The organism is Aeromonas sp. R10-2 (genome assembly GCF_040908445.1).
GTDB classification, from domain to species: Bacteria; Pseudomonadota; Gammaproteobacteria; order Enterobacterales; family Aeromonadaceae; genus Aeromonas; species Aeromonas veronii.
In genome coordinates, this window is record NZ_JBFODS010000025.1 from 1 (window position 1) to 20,189 (window position 20,189).

Below are 20,189 nucleotides of genomic sequence, written 5' to 3' on the forward strand. Positions count from 1 at the left end.
CATGTACAGGATCTTTAGCAGCAACCAATTGAAATAGATATAAAAATGGCTTCGATTGTGATCTGATTTTATCGCCAAACAAAACCGCCACGCACGAAGCCATGACCATTATCGATGCCAACCACTATCTTGAGCAACTTCTCTCTCCTGCCGAACTCGACCGCATTGCCCGTGACTGCCAATTTTGCTTGCGCAAACGAGCCATTACGCCTGCCATGCTGGTGACTGCACTCTTGCGGGCACTTGGCTGCGACCAGGTCGATGGTATCGCTGGATTGCACCATCATTTCAATGCCTTGCAACTGGTTGATGCCCATCAGGTTTCCTACAAGCCCTTTCACAACCAGTTGCGCAAAGCGTCGTTCGCCCTGTTCATGAAGGCGCTGGTTGAACGGGCTATCGCCTTGCGTATCGGCCAACAGATGAAGACTGCATCCCTTGGCGCATTCAAACAGGTGTTGTTGCAGGATGGTACTTCCTTTGCCGTCCACAAAAGCCTGGCCGAAGTGTTTCCGGGAAGGTTCAAGACCATTAGCCCGGCGGCAATCGAGTGTCATATGCTCATGTCTCTATTGGAGCAAAGTCCAGTTTGCATGCAGGTCTCTGCCGATACGGCGTCAGAGCGCCAGTTCCTGCCTGAGCCCGAGCGGCTCAATAACAGCCTGCTGTTGGCGGACGCGGGTTACATCGATATGGCCTACTTTGCGAAACTAAACGAGGCGGGCGGTTTCTATCTGGTCAGGGGTAGTAAGAGCCTGAACCCGAAGATTATCCGGGCATGGCGCGGTGACGAACGGGAAGTGCCGAAGCTGGCGGGCCTGTCACTCAAGGATGCTGGACGGCGGCACTGTCGGGCAGAGGTACTGGATATGGTGGTGAAATCGGGCAAGTTCGAGTATCGGCTGATCCGACGCTGGTTTGCCGAGGAGAAACGGTTCTGTATCTGGATGACCAATCTGCCACGAGAGGCATGGCCAGCAGAGCGGGTGATGAGCCTGTACCGCTGTCGTTGGCAGGTGGAGCTGCTGTTTAAGGAGTGGAAGTCGCACAACCGGCTCAAGGGCTTTGTGACAGGTCAGAAAGCCATTGCCGAGGGGCTGGTGTGGGCCAGCCTGTTGTCGCTGGTGATGAAAAGACGGGTAGCTCAGACGCTGATGGGGGACGGTTTATCCACACTGAAAGCGGCGAAAAATAGCGGAACCTGGTGGTTCCCGTTATTGGAAGCGGTGGCTCATCGGGTGTTGGTGGAAATAAGAGAGCGTCTGGAATGGGCTGCCGTTTACTTGGCGAAAAATGCCCGTCGAACCAAGCAGCGAAAATCGATACAGAACAGGACCTTAGAAGGAATTTCAAATGAAGTGTTTTCTTAAGGTCCTGTATATGAACCAGTGTTAATGAGCCCCTCTTCTCGGTTTTACGGTTCGCTAGATCATGGCGACCAGCAGATAGGCGTTGAGGCCAATCACCAGTGCAACGATAAGGCGGCCGATGGCTTGTGTGACCGGATGGTTGCGATGTTGCCCCATCAGCGCCCGATCGCCGGTCAGCATCAACAGCGGGATCAGGGCCAGCGCTATGCCAAAGCTCAGGATCACCTGACTCAACACCAGAATTTCGGTGGTGTTGAGACCCATGGCGATCACCACGAAGGCGGGAGCCATGGTGATGGCGCGACGCAGCCAGAGCGGGATGGTAAAGCGGACAAAGCCCTGCATCACCACTTGCCCGGCCAGGGTGCCCACCACGGTAGAGCTGATGCCGGAGGCGACCAGCGAGAGGCCAAACAGGGTGGCTGCAGCCTGACCCAGCAGCGGAGTGAGGGTCTGGTAGGCGGATTCCAGCTCCGCTACCTGCTGGTGGCCCGAGCTGTGGAACGCGGCGGCCGCCATCGCCATCATCGCCAGATTGACGAAGCCGGCGATGGTCATGGCAATCGCCACATCGACCCGGGTGGTGTGCAGCCGCTGGCTGACCGAGCCCTGATCCTGCGTGTGCTGGGTCAGTGCCGAATGCAGGTAGATAACGTGGGGCATCACGGTGGCACCGAGCACACCGGCGGCCAGATAGACGGCATCGCTATTGGGCAGGCCGGGGAAGAGAGCCCCTTCCAGCAGGCTGGGCAGATGGGGGCGGGAGAAGATCAGCTCGACGATGTATGCCGCCGCGACAAACAGCAGCAGGCCACCGACCACGAACTCCAGCGGTTTCTGGCCGCGGGATTGCAGCATCAGGATCCCCCAGGTCACCACGGCGGTGATGCAGGCTCCTTCAAGCAAGGTCACGCCAAGCAGCAGCTTGAAGCCGACTGCGGCGCCGATAAATTCGGCGAGATCGGTGGCCATGGCGATGATCTCTGCCTGCACCCAGTAGGCCCAGACCGCCGGTTTTGGCAGTCGGTCTCGGATGTGCTCCGCCAGATTCTTGCCGGTGACGATACCAAGTTTGGCCGAGAGGGTTTGCACCAGCATGGCCATCAAGTTTGCCCATACCACTACCCAGAGCAACTGGTAGCCAAAGGTAGAGCCCGCCTGAATATTGGTGGCGAAGTTGCCCGGGTCGATATAGCCGATGGCGGCGATAAAGGCAGGCCCGAGCAGGGTCAGTTTGAATTTGCGGGCTGGAATCGTAGTCGTCAGTGCGGGTTGCATGGCATCACCCTCCATAAGGATATGGAGAGAGAATAGATCTAAGTGATAATCATTATCAATTGTTGTTTCTGATGATTTCCATCGGGAAAAACATTTAAGGCGGTCAGTTGCAGTGAGGGATGTGATTTCGTACAATACGCCGCCCTAGAAAAGCAGCGACTAAACACCTTTATGTTCCTTGCCTCCGAGGTCTGGCTGCACCTGGGCGGAGGCTGAATTAATCCGTAAGGAGCTAAAATGCGTCATTACGAAATCGTCTTCATGGTTCATCCGGACCAGAGCGAGCAAGTTCCCGGCATGATCGAGCGTTACACCGGCGCCATCACCACCTCCGGTGGTACCATTCATCGCCTGGAAGATTGGGGCCGTCGTCAGCTGGCTTACCCGATCGACAAACTGCACAAAGCCCACTACGTTCTGATGAACGTAGAAGCAGAGCAAGCCGTTATCGATGAGCTGGAAACCAACTTCCGCTTCAACGATGCCGTTATCCGCAACATGATCATGCGCACCAAGCACGCCGTGACTGAAGTTTCTCCGATGGCCAAGGCCAAAGAAGAGCGCTTCACCCGTCGTGACGACGAGCGCCGCGAAGAAGCTACTGAAGCTGCTTCCGAAGAGTAATTCTGGATCACTGACTAGAGGATAAAGGCCATGGCACGTTATTTCCGTCGTCGTAAGTTCTGCCGCTTCACCGCCGAGAACGTTACCGAGATCGACTACAAAGATATCGTTACTCTGAAAAACTACATCACTGAATCTGGCAAGATCGTACCGAGCCGTATCACCGGTACCCGCGCCAAGTATCAGCGTCAGCTGGCACGCGCCATCAAGCGTGCTCGTTACCTGGCTCTGCTGCCGTACACCGATCTGCACAACAAGTAAGAATCGGCCCGGCACTTAAGCCTAACTCAACGAAATTTATAGAGGAAAGGTAATGCAAGTTATCCTGCTCGACAAAATCGCCAAACTGGGCGGTCTGGGTGACCAAGTTTCCGTGAAATCTGGTTATGCCCGTAACTACCTGATCCCGCAAGGCAAAGCTGTTATGGCCACCAAGGCCAACATCGAAGCTTTCGGTGCTCGTCGCGCTGAGCTGGAAGCCAAACTGGCTGCCAACAAAGCTGCTGCTGAAGAGCGTGCTGCCAAGCTGGCCGAACTGGCTACCGTGGTTATCGCTTCCAAGTCTGGCGACGAAGGCAAGCTGTTCGGTTCCATCGGTACCCGTGACGTGGCTGAAGCCATCACTGCTGCCGGCGTAGCCGTTGCCAAGAGCGAAGTCCGCATGGGCAACGTTCTGCGTAACACCGGTGACTACGAAGTTGCTGTTCAGCTGCACGCTGACGTTAAAGCAACCGTACAGATCCAGGTTGTTGCCCTGTAATAGCGATTCGCTTTTGCAGAAAAAACCCGCGCTTTTGCGCGGGTTTTTTATTTTCCGGCCCGGGGGTAGAGTGAAGGTCTGTTCCACTGGAGGAGATCCTTATGGCTTGGGTAGAAGGTCGCGTCATCGAACGCATCGAATGGACACCCACTCTGTTCTCCCTGCGAGTAGCGGCCGAGCTGGCTCCCTACAAGGCAGGCCAATTCACCAAGCTGGCCCTCGAGCAGGGTGATCGCCGCATTCAGCGCGCCTACTCCTTCGTCAATCCCCCCTCTGCGCCATATCACGAGTTCTATCTGGTCGAGATCCCGAGCGGTGAGCTGACTCCGTCCCTCGGCTCGCTGCAAGCGGGCGATACCCTGCTGGTGCAATCCCAAGCCACCGGCTTTCTGACGCTGGATGAGGTGCCCGCCGGGCGCGATCTCTGGCTGCTCTCGACCGGTACTGCCATCGGCCCCTTCCTCTCCATGCTGGCCGATGGGGAAGCCTTCAACCGTTTCGAGAATCTGGTGCTGGTGCATGGGGTACGTAAAGGCGAGGAGCTGAGCTATCAGGATTTGATCGCCAGCTTTGCCGAGCAATATGGCGCGCGTTTCCGCTATGTCCCCTTTGTCAGCCGCGAGCCCTGGCCCGATGCAATGGCAGGGCGGATCCCGGCGGCGATTGCCAATGGTCAGCTACAGGCGCGGGTGGGGTTGGAGTTCTCACCCGAGCTGAGTCAGGTGCTGATCTGCGGCAATCCGGAAATGGTGAAAGAGACCCAGCAGACCTTGCTGGCGCTGGGGTTGGCCAAGAATCTGCGGCGGGCGCCGGGCAATATCAGTGCGGAGAATTATTGGTAAAACAATCAGCACAGGGGCGCCATGCCCCTGCTGCATAAGGAAAGGGGGCGGTCAGTTCTTCTTGCCGTTGCCCTTATTTTTATCTTTCTGTTTGTCGTGACCTTGCCCGGGGTTATTGCCGCTGTGGATGCTGCGGTTGTAGTGATCCCGGTACTTGCCATCCATCTTGTCGCAGTTGAGTTTGATCCTGCTGTCGCCAATGCCAAGATCCAGGCAGTTGTCCTGCCACCAGTCGTACTCTTTGTCATCCCAATCGAGATTGATCTTGATGTCATCACCGGAGATCTTGATGCCATCGCTATTTTTGCTTGGCGGCGCCGCAACCGCGATGCCATGCGCCATCAGCAGGGAGAGCCACAGGGCGCCACGCTGGATAACAGGGTTGTGTTTGGCTTGGGTCATCGCAAGTGTACTCCTGTCGTTATTGACCACTCTGCAAGTTGGCAGGGATCTGGTTGGTTTGCGGCGGCTGGTTGCGGTTCTCTTCATCTTCCAGATTGAATTTGACCGCCCTGCAGTCGGCCGGGGCTGTTTCGCCGACCCCCAAGTCGAGGCAGTCGTTCTGGGTCCAGCCGAACTGCTTGTCATCCCAGTCCAGATTGAATTTAAGCTCATCGACGGAGAATTCGGAGCCACTGCTCTCTTGATATTGCTGTGTCGCTGCGGCGCTGCCGGTAACCAGAAGAAGGGCGAGTAGCAAAGTGGTCTTACTGTTCATGATGGCCTCGGATAATTGCAACGGTGGATGAGTGTACAGACCGGAGCTGAACCCGGGCGGAACTGTTCCCCATCTCACTACATGATCAAGTCAGGGAGGGATTGTATCGCTTTTCTGCTGCCGATTTGTCCGTTTTGGTCGCACTCTGGGCAGCTGGTTGCCAATCTGAAGGAATTCAGTCATTTGCCCTTCTCTGGGCGAGTCTGGCGACTATAATCGGCAGCCAACTTTTCCTGCACAGCACACCCCTTCATCATGACCACACAGGACTCCTCTACATTGCGCTACCCCAAGGGGTGGTTTGCTCTGACGACGGTATACAGTTTCACCGGGTTGGCTATTCTGGCCTCCATTATCTTCTCCCTGCTGCTGTTCCTCTCCATCGATGACAACCCGCTGATGAAGTGGCTGTTCGGCGGCTTGGCCATCATCTTCGAACTGGGCAAGTTTTACGTCTGGTACGAGTACGGCGAGCGCAAGGCGCGGCGGGATTTGAGTGGTGCCTTCTGGTCGCTGTTGTTCTACAGCGTGCTGGCGGCCATCTCCATCGGCGGCAGTATTGGTGGCATCAACAGTGCCACCAACACGGTACTGAGCCAGCAGGCTCGCCACGAACGGGAGCTTGCCCGTTTCGACGAGCAGATCGCCAGCATCGAGCGGCAGATCCAGCTCAACGAGGAGGCGGCCCGCAAATACATCGAGCTGGAGCGCATCTCCAGTGGCGTCTCCTCGTTGCAGCACGCCAACACCAAGCTGCGCTTGCAGCAGGATGAGCTGCGCCAGCAGCGCGATGCCAAGCCGGTCAACGAACAATCCTCCATGCTGGGGCTGATGAGCAGTCTGGCGGACGGGGTGGGGATGAGCATCAGTCAGGTGCAGTTCCTGCTGGTCTGCTTCCTCTCGGTGTTGCTCGACGTGTTCGGCGCCTTCTTCGTCAGCCTGATCGGCGAGGAGAACCGCTTTCGCCGGATGTGGCGCTGGCAGCAAGAGCAAGCTCGCAGAGAGGCGCAGGCAGCGTTGGCGATGGCTGCCCAGTCCGAGCCCATCATGCCCCCCGAGCCCGCCCCCGAAGTGCTGGCGCAGGTGCGCGGTGCGCTGGTGAGCGGTGAGCTCAAGTGCAGCAAGCGCTCGGTGGCACAGGCGCTGTCACTCTCACTGGAGGAGGTGGATCGGGTGTTCCACCATCTGCTGTCGCAAGGGGTGCTGGGGCAGGGGAGCAATCGCCACTACTACCTCAATCCGGCGCTGGAGCAGCAACCCGGATAGTGAGAAGGCCACCGGAACGCGGTGGCCTTTTTCGTTATCGAGTGGCTGTGGCACTCAGTGAGTCAGCATCATCATCAGGCTGAGGAAGGCGGCCAGTCCGCCACCGATGCCGATGATCCAGTAAAACCCCTTGGCCCCCTGTTTGAGCGGGATGCGGAAGTAGAGCAGAAATGCCCACCACCCCAGTGCCAGCAACAGAGGAATAAGAAACATTCGAGCCATGGTGTCCTCGCTGTTATTCTGTTGACCCTTGATCAATCAACAGGATGGATTGTGCAATGACGCAACTACAGATTACCGCATTCGGTGACCCCTCGGTACTCAAGCTCAACCCTTCCCTCGATAAGGTGCCAGCCGATGGCGAAGTGCGGGTGCGCATCTGCTTTGCGGGGGTCAACCCCATCGATGCCAAAACCCGCGCCGGTCTTGGCTGGGCGGCGGCCCAGAACAAGGACAAGCTGCCCTGGACGCCGGGTTATGACATCTCCGGCGTGGTAGAGAAGGTAGGCCCCGGCGTAACCTCGCTGGTCGAGGGGGATCGGGTGTGCGGCATGGTTGGGTTTCCCCTCACCGCAGGTGGCTACGGGGAGTCTGTGGTGGCAAGCGAGAGCGAGCTGGTCAAACTCGACGGGGTGAGCCTGCAGCAGGGGGCGGCGCTGCCGCTGGCCGGTCTCACCGCCTGGCAGGGGCTGCTTGAGCACGGCGGCCTCCAGAGCGGTCAGCGGGTCTTGATCCTCGCCGGTGCCGGTGGGGTCGGCCATCTTGCGGTGCAGTTTGCCAGCGCCTATGGCTCCGAGGTGGTGGCTACCGCCAGCCCCGACAACCATGGCTTCCTCCATGCTCTGGGGGCGCGCTGGATGGTGGATTACCACGATGCGAACTGGCCAGCACGGGTGGTAGCAGAGGCCGGTCAGGTCGATCTGGTGCTGGATCTGGTGGGCGGCGAGAGCGGCAAGGCGGCGCTGGCCTGCGTCAAGTCGGGTGGCCGCCTGGTGACTGTGCCTACCATTACCGCCCAGCAGGTCAAGGATGCTGGGGCTGCGGCGGGGATCGAGGTGGTCGGCATGCTGGTGCACCCCGACCAGAAGCAGCTGGGGCAGATGTTGATGCTGCTGCGTCAGGGGGAGGTTAAGGTTACCCTCGGCGGTGAATTCCCCCTGGCCGAGGGGGCGCTGGCCCATCAGGCCATCGAAGGGGGCCATGTGCGCGGCAAGCTGCTGTTGCGGATGCCTGCGGCCGACGGCTATCCCGGATGAGCGAGATGATGGAGATGGGGCTGGGGTGGCTCTTTTTAAGCGCCTTTACCTCCGCCACCCTGCTGCCCGGCAGCTCCGAAGTGCTGCTGGGGGCCATGGTGGCCAAGGGGGAGTGGAGTATGGCGAGCCTGCTGCTGTGGGCGACGCTGGGCAATACCCTCGGCTCCATGACCACCTGGTGGCTCGGCTGGCTCGCCACCTTCAAGAAAAAACCGGAAGATTTTCAAGGCCGTGGGGAACAAAAAGCCTTAGGCTGGCTCAAACAACATGGTCACTGGTGTCTGCTGCTTGCCTGGACGCCGGTGGTCGGTGATGGTCTCTGTCTGTTGGCCGGTTGGCTGCGCCTCTCCTTCTGGCGCTCTCTCATTCTGATCGGGCTCGGCAAATTGTTCCGTTATGCCCTGGTTTTTCTGCTGGCCAGTCACATTTTCTAGCCTGTTTTTGTCACTCACGAGGTTACCGTGAACAAAGTCATACCTTTAACGATTCTGCTGGGCTTCACCCTGCCGGTGCTGGCGGCACCGACCCTGATCGCCGAACAGGGCAAGGAGGAGGGCAAGCTCGCCATCCCCTACCAGATGTACAAGCTGGACAACGGCCTGACCGTGATCCTGGCCCCCGACCGCTCCGATCCGCTGGTGCACCTCGATGTGACCTATCACGTCGGTTCATCCCGCGAGACGGTCGGCAAGTCCGGTTTCGCCCACTTCTTTGAGCACATGATGTTCCAGGGCTCGAAACACGTCGGTGATCAGGAGCATATGCGGATCATCAACGAGGCCGGTGGCGACATGAACGGCACCACCAACAAGGATCGCACCAACTACTACGAGACCGTGCCGGCCAACCAGCTGGAAAAAGTGCTCTGGCTGGAGGCGGATCGGATGGGCTTCCTGCTCGATGCGGTGAGCCAGAAGAAGTTCGAGATCCAGCGTGCCACCGTCAAGAACGAGCGGGCCCAGCGGGTCGATAACCAGCCGTACGGGCTGGTGAGCGAGAAGGTAGGGGAGGCGCTCTATCCGCGTACTCACCCTTACTCCTGGCAGCCTATCGGTTACGTGGAAGATCTCGACCGGGTCGATGTGAACGACCTCAAGCAGTTCTTCCTGCGTTGGTATGGCCCCAACAACGCCACCCTGACCCTGGGCGGCGACTTCGACAGCAAGCAGGCCCTCGAGTGGATCGAGAAGTACTTCGGCTCCATCCCGCGCGGTCCGGACGTGGCCGAGCCGACGCCAAAGCCGGTGACCCTGCCCGAGACCCGCTACGTGACGCTGCAGGACAAGGTGCACCTGCCGCTGCTCTATATCAGCTACCCCACCGTATCCCTTGGTGACCCGCAGGAGCCGGCACTCGACATGTTTGCCGACGTGCTGGGAGGTTCCGCCAGCTCCATGCTCTACCAGTCGCTGGTTAAAACCGGCAAGGCGATCGATGTGGGGGCGTCCCACTACTGCGAAGAGCTGGCCTGTACCCTGACGGTCTACGCCTATCCCAATCCGTCGGTGGATGGCAGCCTCAAGACCCTCAAGGGGGAGGTGGACAAGGTGATCGGCGAGTTCGCCCAGCGCGGCCTCAAGCCGGAAGATCTGGAGAAGGCGATCGCCAAGTACCGCGCCTCAGCCATCTGGGGGCTGGATAGCGTCTCCGGCAAGGTGAGCCAGCTCGCCATGGGTCAGGTGTTTGCCCAGGATCCCAACTATGTGTTCAAGACGCTGGATGCCATCGGCAAGGTGACACCTGAGCAGGTGAAGGCCGCCTACGACAAGTTCATCGCCGGCAAGCCTGCGGTGGTGCTGAGCGTGGTGCCCAAGGGCAAGACCGAGTGGCAGGTTGCTACCCCGAACTTTACCCCCGCCAAGCGCGAGCTGCCGGATTACAGCAAGCATGACGAGGCGCTGGCCGAACGACCGGTAAAAGACAATTTCGATCGCAGCGTGCAGCCCAAGGCGAGTGAGGCGGTGAGCGTCAAGGTACCCGCCATCTGGCACGGCAAGCTCGACAAGAACATCGAGATCATCGGCACCAAGAGTGACGAGATCCCCGCCGTCTCCATCATGATTGCCCTGCCGGGCGGCATTCGTGCCGAAGATAAGGGGCAACTTGGGCTGGCCAATCTGACTGCCGCCATGATGGGGCAGGGCACGGTGCGCCTGACCGAGGCTCAGCTGAGCGACGAGCTGCAAAAGCTGGGATCTTCCATCGATGTCTCCAGCGCCCAGTACAACAACCTCATCACCGTCAGCTCGCTGGCGGACAAGTTGCCCCAGACCCTGGCGCTGGTGCGCGAGGTGCTGGAGCGCCCGGGCATGCGGGAGGCGGACTTCGAGCGGGTCAAGGCGCAGCTGCTGCAAGGGATGCAACAGGCCCAGCAGCAGCCCGAGTGGCTGGCCGGGCAGGCGTTCCGCGAGCTGGTCTACGGCAAGCAAAACCGCCTCGGTCAACCTACCGATGGGGTGGCGGCCGATGTGGCCAAGCTGACCCTGGCGGACGTGAAGCACTTCTATCAGGCCTACTACAACCCCACCAACGCCAAAGTGGTGGTGGTTGGTGATGTGGAGCAGAAGCAGATCGAGGAGCAACTTGGCTTCCTGACCGAGTGGAAGGGGGCCACGCCGACTCTGGGGGATCTCAAGCTCAAGGGTGAGCAGGCCAAGCCGGGTATCTATCTGGTCGACAAGCCGGGGGCGCCCCAGTCGGTGATCCGCATCGGTCGTCGCGCCATGCCGTTCGATACCACGGGGGATTACTTCACCGCCGGGCTGATGAACTTCAATCTGGGTGGCAACTTCAACAGCCGCATCAACCTCAACCTGCGGGAAGACAAGGGTTACACCTACGGCGCCAGCTCCGGTTTCTCCGCTAACCGCGAGGTAGGCACCTTCGCCACCGGCGCCAATGTGCGGGCCGATGCGACTGTGGATGCCATCCGCCAGTTCCTCAAGGAGATGGACAACTACCGCAAGAGCGGCCCGACCCCGGTCGAGCTGGCCTATATGCGCAGCGCGGTCTCCCAGCAGGATGCCCTCTCTTACGAGACCTTGGGCCAGAAGGCGGGCTTCCTGCTGCAGATGGTGATGTATGACCTGAAACCGGACTATGTGCAGGCCCAGAACAACCTGATCAAAACGGTGTCGCCCGAGGCGCTCAAGGCCAGTGCCGCCCGTTGGCTCAATCCGGCCGACATGGTGATCGTGGTGGTGGGAGACAAGCAAAAGCTTGAAAAACCCCTGAAGGAGCTTCATCTTCCCATCTATCCGCTGCAGTTGCCGTAACTGACGCTTTATAAAAATCAAGAGCCGCCCCGGATGGGGCGGCCTCACATGAGCCGTGAATATGACTACAACAAGCTTGTCGCTCACCGAGTTGCTGAATGCGTTGGGATCACCGGAGCGCCTCACCGCGCTCAAGGGGATCCGGCGCGGGATCGAACGTGAATGCCTGCGCATCACGCCGGATGGCCGACTCGCCCAGAGTGACCATCCCCGGGCGCTGGGTTCGGCCCTGACCCATCCCAATATCACTACCGACTACTCGGAGAGCCTGCTGGAGTTCATCACCCCGGCCACCGACTCCATCGACAGCCTGATGGAACAGCTCGGCGACATCCATCACCATGTGATTCAGCATCTGGGTGACGAGCGGATTTGGCCGCTCTCCATGCCCTGCTTCGTCGGCGGGGAAGATAGCATCCGGCTGGCCCAGTACGGCAGCTCCAACATCGGCCGGATGAAGACCCTCTACCGTCAGGGCTTGAAGAACCGCTACGGCAGCCTGATGCAGGTGATCGCCGGGGTGCACTTCAACTTCTCCATGCCCGACAGCTTCTGGAGCGAGTGGCAGGACCTGGTGTGCGAAGGGTGCTGCAGCCAGCGCTTTATCTCCGACAAGTACATGGGGCTTATTCGCAACGTCTACCGCTTCGGCTGGCTGGTACCCTATCTATTCGGTGCCTCTCCGGCCATCTGCGAATCCTTCCTCAAAGGGCGCAAGAGCAACCTGCCGTTCGAGAAGACCGGCAAGGGCACCCTCTATCTGCCTTACGCCACCGCGCTGCGTCTCTCCGATCTCGGTTACACCAACAGTGCCCAGGCTGGGCTCAAGATCAGCCACGACAATCTGCCAGCCTATGTCAGCAGCCTGCGCCGCGCCATCAACACCCACAATCCCGACTTTGCCAAGATCGGGGTCAAGGTGGATGGGGAGTATCGTCAGCTCAACGACAACGTGTTGCAGCTGGAGAATGAGCTATACGCCCCGATCCGCCCCAAGCGCACTCCGCGCAGCGGCGAGAAGCCCTCGGATGCGCTGGATCAGCGCGGCATCGAATACATCGAGCTGCGCACCGTGGACGTCAACCCCTTCACCCCGCTCGGCATCGATGCGGATCAGATCCGCTTCTTCGACCTGTTCCTGGTCTGGTGCCTGCTGCGCCCCTCTCCGGTGCTGAGTGACGAGGAGATTGCCCGCAACCGCCGCAACCAGAACAAGGTGGTGCTGGAAGGGCGTCGTCCCGGCCTGACGCTTGAAGATGAGCAGGGCAATGCCATTGGCCTCAAAGAGTACGGTCTCAAGCTGTTTGACGAGCTGGCTCAGGTGGCCGACCTGCTGGATCGCTGCTGTGGCCGCAACCGCTATCGCGAGACGCTGGCGATGCACCGCGAGAAGCTGCTCGACCCCGAGCTCACCTACTCCGCCCGCATGCTCAGGGAGTTGCTGGAGAGCGGCAAGGACAACGGCTGCTATGGCGACAAGCTGGCGACCCGCTATCGGGAGGAGCTGCTGGCAGGGGAGCTGCAGTACTGGGATGAAGCCTACTTTGCCGGTGAGGCGAAGGATTCGCTGGCCAAGCAGCGCGAACGCGAACGCAGCGACAGCCTATCGTTCGATGACTTCCTGGCCGACTACTTCGGTACCACTACCACCACGGCCTGAAGGCGGGTTCGTACCAACCAAAGTGCCAACAAAAAGCCGCTCGAGTGAGCGGCTTTTTTATTTCTCTGAACCTGAGCGATATCAGACGTGGTTGTACATGGCCTCGATTTCGCTCTGGTACTTGGCCTCAATGATCTTGCGGCGCAACTTCATGGTGGGGGTCAGTTCACCCAGCTCCATGGAGAAGGCGCTCGGCAGCAGGGTGAACTTCTTCACCTGCTCGAACTTGGCCAGCTCTTTTTGCAAGTCGGCGATGCGTGCTTCGAAGAACTCCATCACCCGGGAGTGGCGCAGCAGCTCGGTCTTGCACTGGTACTGCAGGTTGATGGAGCGGGCGTACTCCTCCAGCGACTCGAAGCAGGGGACGATCAGCGCAGAGACGAAGTGGCGGGCATCGGCGACGATGGCGATCTGCTCGATAAAGCGATCCTTGCCGATGGTCCCTTCCACCAGCTGCGGTGCCACGTACTTGCCGTTGGAGGTCTTCATCAGCTCCTTGAGGCGCTCGGTGAAGTAGATATTGCCCTGGCTGTCGAACTCACCGGCATCGCCGGTACGCAGGAAGCCATCTTCGGTCATCACTTCGGCAGTCGCGTCCGGCTTGTTGTAGTAGCCGCGCATCACGGTGGGGGAGCGCACCAGCAGTTCGTTGTTCTCACCCAGCTTCACCTCGATGCCGTTCAGTGCCGTGCCGATGGAGCCGAGCTTGAACTGGCTGTCTTCGTAGCAGCAGACGGTGGCGGTGGTCTCGGTCATGCCGTAGCCGTACTTGAGATTGAGCCCCATCGCCTGGAAGAAGAGGTTCACATCGTCGGCCAAGCGGGCGCCCGCCACCGGCAGGAAGCGGGTACGACCGCCAAAACGGGCGCGCAGCTTGCGAAACACCAGTCGCTCGGCGAGCCAGAGCTGGCCGTAGAGCTGCGGGGAAGCGGACTTGCCCGCCTGACGGGTGGCAACCATCTGTTTTCCGACCTTGGTCGCCCAGCCAAACAGGGCGCGGCGCAGAGCCGGAGCCTGAGCGACTTTGGCCTGGATCATGGCATAGGCCTTCTCGTAGAGGCGCGGCACGGCGCACATTACGGTCGGCTGCACCTCGCCAATCACATCCATCACCTTCTGCGGATCGCGGATATAGACGTTCTCGGCGCCGCAATAGAGCACGTAGTAGCTCCAGGCCCGCTCGAACACGTGGCTGAGCGGCAGCATGCAGAGCGACACATCCTGCTCGTTCAGATCGAGGCGGCTGTTGTGCATCTCGAAACAGGCGGCGATGTTGCTGAAGTCGAGCATCACCCCCTTGGGCTCGCCGGTTGTGCCTGAGGTGTAGATCAGGGTCAGCAGATCATCCATCCGGTACTGGGTTTCCCGTACTCGCAGTTCCTGCTCGCTGGGCTGATGGTTGCCGGAGACCAGAAATGTCTGGAAGTGGCTCGCCTGCTCGCAGCCGCGCAGGTTGACGCTGCCGTCGAGGGCGATGAGCTGGCGGATCTCGCCGCTTTCAATCAGTTGCAGCGCCTGATCGAACTGGGGTTGTTCGCCAACGAACAGCACCTTGATGCCGGCATCTTTGACGATGTAGCGCAGCTGTTCGAGCGTGCTGGTGGGGTAGATAGGGACGCTGACACCGCGGGCGGCAAGGATGCCGAGATCGGCCTGGGTCCACTCCGGCATGTTGCGGGCATAGATGCCGACCATTTCGGTTGGCTGGTGGCCGGCACGGATCAGCGCCTGTGCGCAGTAGTCCATGGCCTGGCCCAGAGTACGCCAGCCGATGGCGCGCCACTGGCCATCTTGCTGAACCCGCAGGGCAGCCTTGTTGCCAAGCTGGGCAATACGTTCACGCATCAGTCGAACCAGATGAAGCTTCGGCATCAGTTAAACATCCTTTAATTACAGTTGTACGCCCGCTAGGGCACTAAAAATCGGGCTAGAGTTTAAACTCCAATATTACGGCTTACAAGTGTTCGCTGTTTGTCTTGGATCACAAAGAGCGCAAATAGCTCTCCCTTTGCGCAGACTGGCCGATACTGCTAGGAGGCAGAGAGAGGGTTAACGATATGAATCTGTGGGTGAAAGGGGCGTTGGCCGCGGTCGGGCTGATGGTGGTGGGGGGCGCTGCGTTTTGGTTCTTTGCCGGAACGTCATCACAGGGGCCCGCCAATCCCTGGTATCAGGGGGCCGAGGGGTATCAGCAGGCGCAGCAACAGGCGCTGGCGTTGGGCTATCCGCTGCTCTATGTGCTGGAGACCCCCAAGTGCCGCCGCTGCGGCGATCTGGAGAAGAAATTCTGGCAGAGCAAGGAGATGGCTGGCCCGCTTGCCCGGCTGGTGAAGGTGCGGCTTAACCCGGGCAAAGGGGATGGCAGCGAGCAGATCCTGCGCCGCTTTCCCAAAGTCGCCACGCCGCCCGGCATCTATATCCAGCAGCCGGGCCAGCCCCTCAGACCCATCAAGATAGTGGTGGATATCGACCAGATCTGGATGCCGGGGAAAACCTGGCAGCGTGGCTTCTATATGCCGCTCTCCGGTGCCGGATTCGAGGCGGTGGTGCATACCACCCTGGCCTTGCAGGATCCCGCGCTGGACAATGCCCCCCTCGATTGAGGGGGACAAAAGGCTTGGGCGCGACGAGCAGGCTGGATCAGCCGAAATCGAACAGTCGCGACATCAGCACCGCATCTTCCCTGTCGTTGCCGGTGCCGTAGTAGTCGGCGCGGCGGCAATACTCGGCAAAACCGGCACTCTCATAGAGGGAGATAGCGGTTTTATTGCCCGCCCGCACCTCGAGAAACCAGGCCTCTGCCCCGGCTTGCTTGCTGCGCGCCAGATAGGCCTGCAACAGCGCCCGTCCCAACCCCTTGCCTTGAAACGCCGGATGCACGCAGATATTCATTAGCGAGCTGTCACCGGCCACCAGATCCGAGATATAGAAGCCCGCCGGGGTACCATCGACCAGCATCAAGCCGTTGAGATAGCGAGGACCGAAGCAGGAGAGCAGGTTGGCCTCACTCCACGGCTCCTTGTGAGCGGCTTGCTCGATGGGGTAGACAAGGTCGAAATCGCTCTCGAGCAGGGGACGAAACTCAGGCATGGGGGCTCCGGATGGCAAGATGTTGGGCACTGGGGTTGGCAGAGGCGGCATTTGTAAAATCAGGTAAAAAGAGCGGCATTACAGTGGGTCTTGGCGGCATGATGCAGGATCACGCCGCGTTGGCCGCAAGGTGTTGGCGCAGCTGTTGCCACAGGGCGCGCTTTTGCGCGGCGCTGGGGGCGAGCGGGCAGATCAGCGCATTTGGCCGTGCGGGGTTGGCCTCCGTCAGCCAGAGCAGGGGTGAAGCGTCCGACGCTTGCAGATCGGCAGGCGGCAGCTCGCTGAGCAGTGAGACCTCGTCGGGGGTCATGCCGAGCAACTGGCAGATATCCGCCAGCAGCGTGGTGGCTGGCAGCTGAGGCGCCAGCAACCAGAGTTTGCCGCTGGGCAGCGGAGCGCGAGTGGCCGGTGCCGTCTGGCCCAGCTGTGTGGCGTTTTGCGCAAGCTCGGGCGCGAGATCTGCACCCAGCAATGCCGGACGACGCAGTTGCCAGCTTTGAATGCCCATGCGGGCCAACATGCTCTGACGAACGGGATCTTGCATTTGAGGCGACTCACTCTTGATCTGCATTGGGGAAAATTGTGTTGCGCAGGGTACACTCGAACCGCTTTTGCTGCACCCTTTGCAACGCATCATCTGGCGCATGCGGGCATGGTGCCATCACGACACTGGCTATGCATGGGCGCAGCACGCTGCCGATATGGTATCGCACTGCCTTTGCGTGTTTTCCTGCCAGAGGCGGGTATTGTGCGGCAAGCGATACCAGAATAAACATCATAACAAGACAAAACCCAAGGTCGAGCAAATGGATATCGTGCCTTGGGGCTAACATCATCCCAGCTTCGGAACACTCTCTATGTCGTCTTTAGCTCAAGCCCAGAATCCTGCGCGTCTTATTCCCATCCAGGAGCGCTTGCCCCGGCTGCTGGCCGCCCTCGGTGAGGGACTCTACGAACGGCAGGATGCCCTGCGCCTCGGTCTGCTGGCGGCCCTCAGTGGCGAGAGTGTCTTCTTGCTGGGGCCACCCGGTATTGCCAAGAGCCTGATCGCCCGCCGCCTCAAGCTGGCCTTTCACGACGCCCGCCACTTTGAATACCTGATGACCCGTTTCAGTACGCCGGAGGAGGTGTTTGGCCCCCTCTCCATTCAGGCGCTGAAAGAGGATGGCAAATATCTGCGTCTCACCACAGGTTATCTGCCTGAGGCCGAAGTGGTGTTCCTCGACGAGATCTGGAAGGCGGGCCCTGCCATCCTCAACACCCTGCTCACCGCCATCAACGAGCGGCAGTTTCGCAACGGAGACAGCCAGCACCCCATCCCGATGCGCTTGCTGGTGACTGCCTCCAACGAGCTGCCGGCGCAGGACAGCGGGCTGGAAGCGCTCTACGACCGGATGTTGGTGCGGATCTGGATGGACCGGGTGCAGGAGAAAGCCAACTTTCAATCCATGCTGGCCAGCGATGGTCACGCCCACCAGAATCTGCCGGAATCCCTGCAGATCCGGGGGGATGAGTATGAGCAGTGGCAGAGCCAGATTGAACAGGTGCGCCTGCCGGATGCCTGTTTCGAGCTCATCTATCAGCTGCGCCAGCAGCTCGACAGCCAGCTGGCCCATCGCTGCTATGTGTCGGATCGCCGCTGGAAGAAGGCGGTACGGCTCATCAAGGCGAGCGCCTTCTTCAATGGCCGCGATGAGGTCGCACCGGTAGATCTGCTGCTGTTCAAGGATTGTCTCTGGCATGACGAGGAGTCCCGCACCGCCCTGCTGGAGATGATGACCGAGTTTTCCCGCCTTTACGGCTATCAGCAACTGGCGATGACCCGTCAGCTGCTGGCGCTGCGGGATCAGTTCAAACAGCTCAAGCAGAGCGTGGCCCAGCGCCTGTGCACAAAGGCCCGGCAACGCAAGCAGTGGTTTGGCCGGCGGGCCCGGGGTATCGAGATCCCGCTTGCCAATGCCAGACCCTTTGGCAAGCAGGTGCACTTCCATCTGCTCACCCCGGCGCCGCTGGATGGCGGCGATCCCGAACGTCTTACCCGCACCCTGGTGTTCGATCGCACCTTGCTCTCCCATTGGCATCCCACCGGTGAGGCGCTGGTGGGTTATGAGTTCGGCAACCCGAAAGAGGGCCATTACGAGCTGGTGCTGGACGATGAGCTACGGCTGCAGGTGCTCGATATCCAGCGCCAGCAGATCCCGTTGGTGCTGATGGAGCGCAACGCCATCCCCGAGGTGGTGCTGGCGCCCTGGTTGCAGTCGCTCGACGAGCAGCTGGTTCAGGTCGGCAAGGTGATGCAGATACTCAAGCAGCAGCGCAGCCTGTTCGAGCGTCACCAACAACACCTCTTTATCGACTCACGCTGGTTGCAGCAGGTGGAAGACAGCTTCTTCGTGCTGAACCGGGATCTCGAACTGCTGCGCAGCGAGCTGACCCAGTGGCGCGAGCGGTTGCCAAGGCTGGACGAGTAAGGGGCGCTCATGCTTGAGATCGGCATGCTGGATCTGGGGCTCCTAATTGGCGAAGGGGAGCTGGCGGGTGAGGTGGCGCTCCTGCTGGCGGCCTCGCCCAAGATTTCCGAATTTATCAAACGCTCCCCGCTACAGGGCAAGCTGCTGAAAAAGCGCCTGCAGAGTTGGGGCGAGCAGCTTGGTGAGGAGATCCGTCACAAGCCGGTGCCGGTGGCGCTGGAGCAGGAGTACCTGCTCTATCAGGCACACCGGCAACTGCCGATGACCGAGCTGATTGGTCGCCTGCCCGGCTTGCTGGAGTCGCTGGAGCAATACAGCCCCTTCGCTGGGGAGGCCAGATCCTTGGTGCGTCAGCTGACGGCCCACCCCACCGAGGGGCTGCGCCAGCTCTTTATCGACAAGTGGCGCGCCAGTCTGGTGGGAAGCTTGCTGCAACTGCAGCAGCAGATCGCCGAAGCAGAGCGAGAGAAGCAACGTCAAGAGATTGAAGATCAGCTGCTGGCGAGCCGCACCCTGGCCGATGCCCTCGATCCCAACCAGATCTCCGCTGGTGGTCTTTGGGATCTGGCGCAAGGACACTGGCACAAGCGCAGTCTGGTGCTGATCAAACAATATGCCCGCATGTTGCAGCGCGAGCCCTTGCTGGCGGAGATTGCCGGTTTGCTCGGGCGCAGCGAGCGGGATCGGCGGGCGCAGGAGCAACCTGTGCCGCCGGTTCAGGTGCTGGAGCTGGAGCCAGCCCCCAGCGACGATGTGCCGGACGATCTGGTGGGCATCCATCAGGCGAACGATCTGATGAGGTTACTGCCAAGTGAAGCTGTGATGCTGGGGCTGCCGGAGCTGGAGCTGGAGTTCTACCGCCGCTATCTGGAGCGGTGCCTGCTCAGTTACCAGTCACGTGGCACCTTGCCGCGTCAGCGCATCATGCTGCGCACTCCGGAGCAGGGTGGCCAGCAGTTGCAGCAGCGAGGTCCCTTTATCGTCTGTGTCGATACTTCGGGCTCTATGGGTGGTTATCCCGAGGAGTGTGCCAAGGCGCTGTTTCTGGCGCTGCTCAAGGTGGCGATGGATGAGAAGCGCGGCTGCTACCTGATGCTCTTCTCCACCGAGGTGGCGACCCTCGAGATCACCGCGGATACCGGGCTGGACAAGGCGGAGCGTTTCCTCTCCATGAGTTTTCACGGCGGTACCGATCTGGTGCCCTGCCTGGATAAAGCGCTGGCCAAGCTCGATGATCCCGCCTTTGCCAAGGCGGATGTGCTGGTCATCTCCGACTTTATCGCCCAGAGCCTGCCTCATCCCCTGCTCGATCAGATGAACCGCTATCGCCTGCGCCAGACCCGTTTTCACGCCGTCGCCATGTCCCGCCACGCCAAGCAGGCGCTGTTGCGGGTATTTGACAACAGCTGGCTGCTCGATTGCGGCCTGCGCGGTCGGCTGCTGCGGCGCTGGCAGCATCACTAGTGACCGGGAGGGGGCAACCCCTCTTGGTTGTTATCCCGCCTCCTCTTTTTCGCTGTGCATCCCCGCTTTTATTCCAACGCGATGATATCGCAGTAAAATGTGACTAGCCTGCCAT

The 20,189-nt window shown here is 60.0% G+C and carries 20 protein-coding genes; 13 read left to right on the top strand and 7 right to left on the bottom strand.

The genetic code is table 11. The annotated features are described in order from the left end of the window. Window positions 1–101: 101 nt before the first annotated feature. Complete coding sequence (locus tag AB5Y97_RS05695) at window positions 102–1,370, top strand: IS4-like element ISAeme4 family transposase (RefSeq protein ID WP_041206016.1); 1,269 nt, start codon at window positions 102–104, stop codon at window positions 1,368–1,370. Window positions 1,371–1,424: 54 nt separating this feature from the next. On the opposite strand, the gene AB5Y97_RS05700 is transcribed toward AB5Y97_RS05695, so the two are convergent. Further along, on the bottom strand, window positions 1,425–2,648 hold the full coding sequence (locus AB5Y97_RS05700) for an Nramp family divalent metal transporter (RefSeq protein WP_005358049.1): 1,224 nt from the start codon (window positions 2,646–2,648) through the stop codon (window positions 1,425–1,427). Window positions 2,649–2,885: 237 nt separating this feature from the next. Here AB5Y97_RS05700 and rpsF point away from each other — a divergent pair, with 237 nt between their 5' ends. The 4 genes from rpsF to AB5Y97_RS05720 all read left to right on the top strand — a co-directional run bounded on the left by rpsF (window position 2,886) and on the right by AB5Y97_RS05720 (window position 4,874). Further along, window positions 2,886–3,272 carry a 30S ribosomal protein S6 gene (gene rpsF, locus AB5Y97_RS05705; RefSeq protein WP_005308887.1) on the top strand — a complete coding sequence of 129 codons (387 nt, stop codon included), beginning with the start codon at window positions 2,886–2,888 and terminating at the stop codon, window positions 3,270–3,272. 30 nt (window positions 3,273–3,302) lie between these two features. After that, window positions 3,303–3,533 (top strand): 30S ribosomal protein S18, encoded by a 231-nt coding sequence (gene rpsR / locus AB5Y97_RS05710; protein WP_005308890.1) that lies wholly within the window; start codon window positions 3,303–3,305, stop codon window positions 3,531–3,533. A gap of 52 nt (window positions 3,534–3,585) precedes the next feature. Then, window positions 3,586–4,032, top strand: coding sequence for a 50S ribosomal protein L9 (gene rplI, locus AB5Y97_RS05715; protein WP_005340490.1), 447 nt, complete (start codon window positions 3,586–3,588; stop codon window positions 4,030–4,032). Window positions 4,033–4,133: 101 nt separating this feature from the next. Continuing rightward, window positions 4,134–4,874, top strand: coding sequence for a ferredoxin--NADP reductase (locus AB5Y97_RS05720; protein WP_064338791.1), 741 nt, complete (start codon window positions 4,134–4,136; stop codon window positions 4,872–4,874). Between the two features lie 51 nt (window positions 4,875–4,925). On the opposite strand, the gene AB5Y97_RS05725 is transcribed toward AB5Y97_RS05720, so the two are convergent. Continuing rightward, window positions 4,926–5,276 carry a hypothetical protein gene (locus tag AB5Y97_RS05725; RefSeq protein WP_064338790.1) on the bottom strand — a complete coding sequence of 117 codons (351 nt, stop codon included), beginning with the start codon at window positions 5,274–5,276 and terminating at the stop codon, window positions 4,926–4,928. 19 nt (window positions 5,277–5,295) lie between these two features. After that, a complete protein-coding gene (locus tag AB5Y97_RS05730) occupies window positions 5,296–5,592 on the bottom strand; it encodes a hypothetical protein (RefSeq protein WP_201947078.1) in 297 nt (98 codons plus the stop codon). 255 nt (window positions 5,593–5,847) lie between these two features. Between AB5Y97_RS05730 and AB5Y97_RS05735 the strand changes: the two genes are divergently transcribed. Beyond that, on the top strand, window positions 5,848–6,858 hold the full coding sequence (locus AB5Y97_RS05735; protein ID WP_201947080.1) for a Preprotein translocase subunit SecY: 1,011 nt from the start codon (window positions 5,848–5,850) through the stop codon (window positions 6,856–6,858). A 54-nt stretch (window positions 6,859–6,912) separates the two neighbouring features. Here the strand turns inward: AB5Y97_RS05735 and AB5Y97_RS05740 are convergent, their stop codons facing one another. Continuing rightward, window positions 6,913–7,080, bottom strand: coding sequence for a hypothetical protein (locus AB5Y97_RS05740; protein ID WP_201947125.1), 168 nt, complete (start codon window positions 7,078–7,080; stop codon window positions 6,913–6,915). Window positions 7,081–7,136: 56 nt separating this feature from the next. On the opposite strand from AB5Y97_RS05740, the gene AB5Y97_RS05745 reads away from it, so the two are divergent. The 4 genes from AB5Y97_RS05745 (at window position 7,137) to gshA (ending at window position 13,049) form a co-directional block, all read left to right on the top strand. Continuing rightward, window positions 7,137–8,114, top strand: coding sequence for an NADP-dependent oxidoreductase (locus AB5Y97_RS05745; protein ID WP_201947082.1), 978 nt, complete (start codon window positions 7,137–7,139; stop codon window positions 8,112–8,114). Then, window positions 8,111–8,548, top strand: a complete 438-nt coding sequence (locus AB5Y97_RS05750; RefSeq protein ID WP_042656294.1) for a YqaA family protein — start codon at window positions 8,111–8,113, stop codon at window positions 8,546–8,548. The genes AB5Y97_RS05745 and AB5Y97_RS05750 overlap by 4 nt, the downstream gene beginning before the upstream one ends. Window positions 8,549–8,575: 27 nt before the next feature. Next, window positions 8,576–11,389 carry a M16 family metallopeptidase gene (locus AB5Y97_RS05755; RefSeq protein WP_368157362.1) on the top strand — a complete coding sequence of 938 codons (2,814 nt, stop codon included), beginning with the start codon at window positions 8,576–8,578 and terminating at the stop codon, window positions 11,387–11,389. 61 nt (window positions 11,390–11,450) lie between these two features. Next, the gene (gene gshA / locus AB5Y97_RS05760; RefSeq protein WP_368157363.1) at window positions 11,451–13,049 is read left to right on the top strand and encodes a glutamate--cysteine ligase; all 1,599 of its coding nucleotides are present in this window, start codon (window positions 11,451–11,453) and stop codon (window positions 13,047–13,049) included. An 81-nt stretch (window positions 13,050–13,130) separates the two neighbouring features. On the opposite strand, the gene AB5Y97_RS05765 is transcribed toward gshA, so the two are convergent. Then, on the bottom strand, window positions 13,131–14,921 hold the full coding sequence (locus AB5Y97_RS05765; protein WP_342401530.1) for a long-chain fatty acid--CoA ligase: 1,791 nt from the start codon (window positions 14,919–14,921) through the stop codon (window positions 13,131–13,133). 185 nt (window positions 14,922–15,106) lie between these two features. Between AB5Y97_RS05765 and AB5Y97_RS05770 the strand changes: the two genes are divergently transcribed. Next, complete coding sequence (locus AB5Y97_RS05770; protein ID WP_005340504.1) at window positions 15,107–15,652, top strand: hypothetical protein; 546 nt, start codon at window positions 15,107–15,109, stop codon at window positions 15,650–15,652. A 37-nt stretch (window positions 15,653–15,689) separates the two neighbouring features. Here the strand turns inward: AB5Y97_RS05770 and rimI are convergent, their stop codons facing one another. Together rimI and AB5Y97_RS05780 are read right to left on the bottom strand one after the other, a co-directional pair. Beyond that, the gene (gene rimI / locus AB5Y97_RS05775) at window positions 15,690–16,139 is read right to left on the bottom strand and encodes a ribosomal protein S18-alanine N-acetyltransferase (RefSeq protein WP_021229034.1); all 450 of its coding nucleotides are present in this window, start codon (window positions 16,137–16,139) and stop codon (window positions 15,690–15,692) included. 109 nt (window positions 16,140–16,248) lie between these two features. Next, window positions 16,249–16,683: a DNA polymerase III subunit psi gene (locus AB5Y97_RS05780; protein ID WP_201947088.1), complete on the bottom strand. Its 435-nt coding sequence runs from the start codon at window positions 16,681–16,683 to the stop codon at window positions 16,249–16,251. A gap of 313 nt (window positions 16,684–16,996) precedes the next feature. Between AB5Y97_RS05780 and AB5Y97_RS05785 the strand changes: the two genes are divergently transcribed. Then, window positions 16,997–18,610 carry an ATPase RavA domain-containing protein gene (locus AB5Y97_RS05785; RefSeq protein ID WP_201947090.1) on the top strand — a complete coding sequence of 538 codons (1,614 nt, stop codon included), beginning with the start codon at window positions 16,997–16,999 and terminating at the stop codon, window positions 18,608–18,610. A 9-nt stretch (window positions 18,611–18,619) separates the two neighbouring features. Further along, a complete protein-coding gene (viaA, locus tag AB5Y97_RS05790) occupies window positions 18,620–20,074 on the top strand; it encodes an ATPase RavA stimulator ViaA (RefSeq protein ID WP_342401531.1) in 1,455 nt (484 codons plus the stop codon). The last annotated feature ends 115 nt before the right edge of the window (window positions 20,075–20,189 follow it).

Excerpts from the sequence above, each read along its gene's own strand:
- AB5Y97_RS05695 (WP_041206016.1), top strand. The coding sequence starts at position 102 with ATGACCATTATCGATGCCAACCACTATCTTGAGCAACTTCTCTCTCCT.
- AB5Y97_RS05700 (WP_005358049.1), bottom strand. The coding sequence starts at position 2,648 with ATGCAACCCGCACTGACGACTACGATTCCAGCCCGCAAATTCAAACTG.
- rpsF (WP_005308887.1), top strand. The coding sequence starts at position 2,886 with ATGCGTCATTACGAAATCGTCTTCATGGTTCATCCGGACCAGAGCGAG.
- rpsR (WP_005308890.1), top strand. The coding sequence starts at position 3,303 with ATGGCACGTTATTTCCGTCGTCGTAAGTTCTGCCGCTTCACCGCCGAG.
- rplI (WP_005340490.1), top strand. The coding sequence starts at position 3,586 with ATGCAAGTTATCCTGCTCGACAAAATCGCCAAACTGGGCGGTCTGGGT.
- AB5Y97_RS05720 (WP_064338791.1), top strand. The coding sequence starts at position 4,134 with ATGGCTTGGGTAGAAGGTCGCGTCATCGAACGCATCGAATGGACACCC.
- AB5Y97_RS05725 (WP_064338790.1), bottom strand. The coding sequence starts at position 5,276 with ATGACCCAAGCCAAACACAACCCTGTTATCCAGCGTGGCGCCCTGTGG.
- AB5Y97_RS05730 (WP_201947078.1), bottom strand. The coding sequence starts at position 5,592 with ATGAACAGTAAGACCACTTTGCTACTCGCCCTTCTTCTGGTTACCGGC.
- AB5Y97_RS05735 (WP_201947080.1), top strand. The coding sequence starts at position 5,848 with ATGACCACACAGGACTCCTCTACATTGCGCTACCCCAAGGGGTGGTTT.
- AB5Y97_RS05740 (WP_201947125.1), bottom strand. The coding sequence starts at position 7,080 with ATGGCTCGAATGTTTCTTATTCCTCTGTTGCTGGCACTGGGGTGGTGG.
- AB5Y97_RS05745 (WP_201947082.1), top strand. The coding sequence starts at position 7,137 with ATGACGCAACTACAGATTACCGCATTCGGTGACCCCTCGGTACTCAAG.
- AB5Y97_RS05750 (WP_042656294.1), top strand. The coding sequence starts at position 8,111 with ATGAGCGAGATGATGGAGATGGGGCTGGGGTGGCTCTTTTTAAGCGCC.
- gshA (WP_368157363.1), top strand. The coding sequence starts at position 11,451 with ATGACTACAACAAGCTTGTCGCTCACCGAGTTGCTGAATGCGTTGGGA.
- AB5Y97_RS05765 (WP_342401530.1), bottom strand. The coding sequence starts at position 14,921 with ATGCCGAAGCTTCATCTGGTTCGACTGATGCGTGAACGTATTGCCCAG.
- AB5Y97_RS05770 (WP_005340504.1), top strand. The coding sequence starts at position 15,107 with ATGAATCTGTGGGTGAAAGGGGCGTTGGCCGCGGTCGGGCTGATGGTG.
- rimI (WP_021229034.1), bottom strand. The coding sequence starts at position 16,139 with ATGCCTGAGTTTCGTCCCCTGCTCGAGAGCGATTTCGACCTTGTCTAC.
- AB5Y97_RS05780 (WP_201947088.1), bottom strand. The coding sequence starts at position 16,683 with ATGCAAGATCCCGTTCGTCAGAGCATGTTGGCCCGCATGGGCATTCAA.
- AB5Y97_RS05785 (WP_201947090.1), top strand. The coding sequence starts at position 16,997 with ATGTCGTCTTTAGCTCAAGCCCAGAATCCTGCGCGTCTTATTCCCATC.
- viaA (WP_342401531.1), top strand. The coding sequence starts at position 18,620 with ATGCTTGAGATCGGCATGCTGGATCTGGGGCTCCTAATTGGCGAAGGG.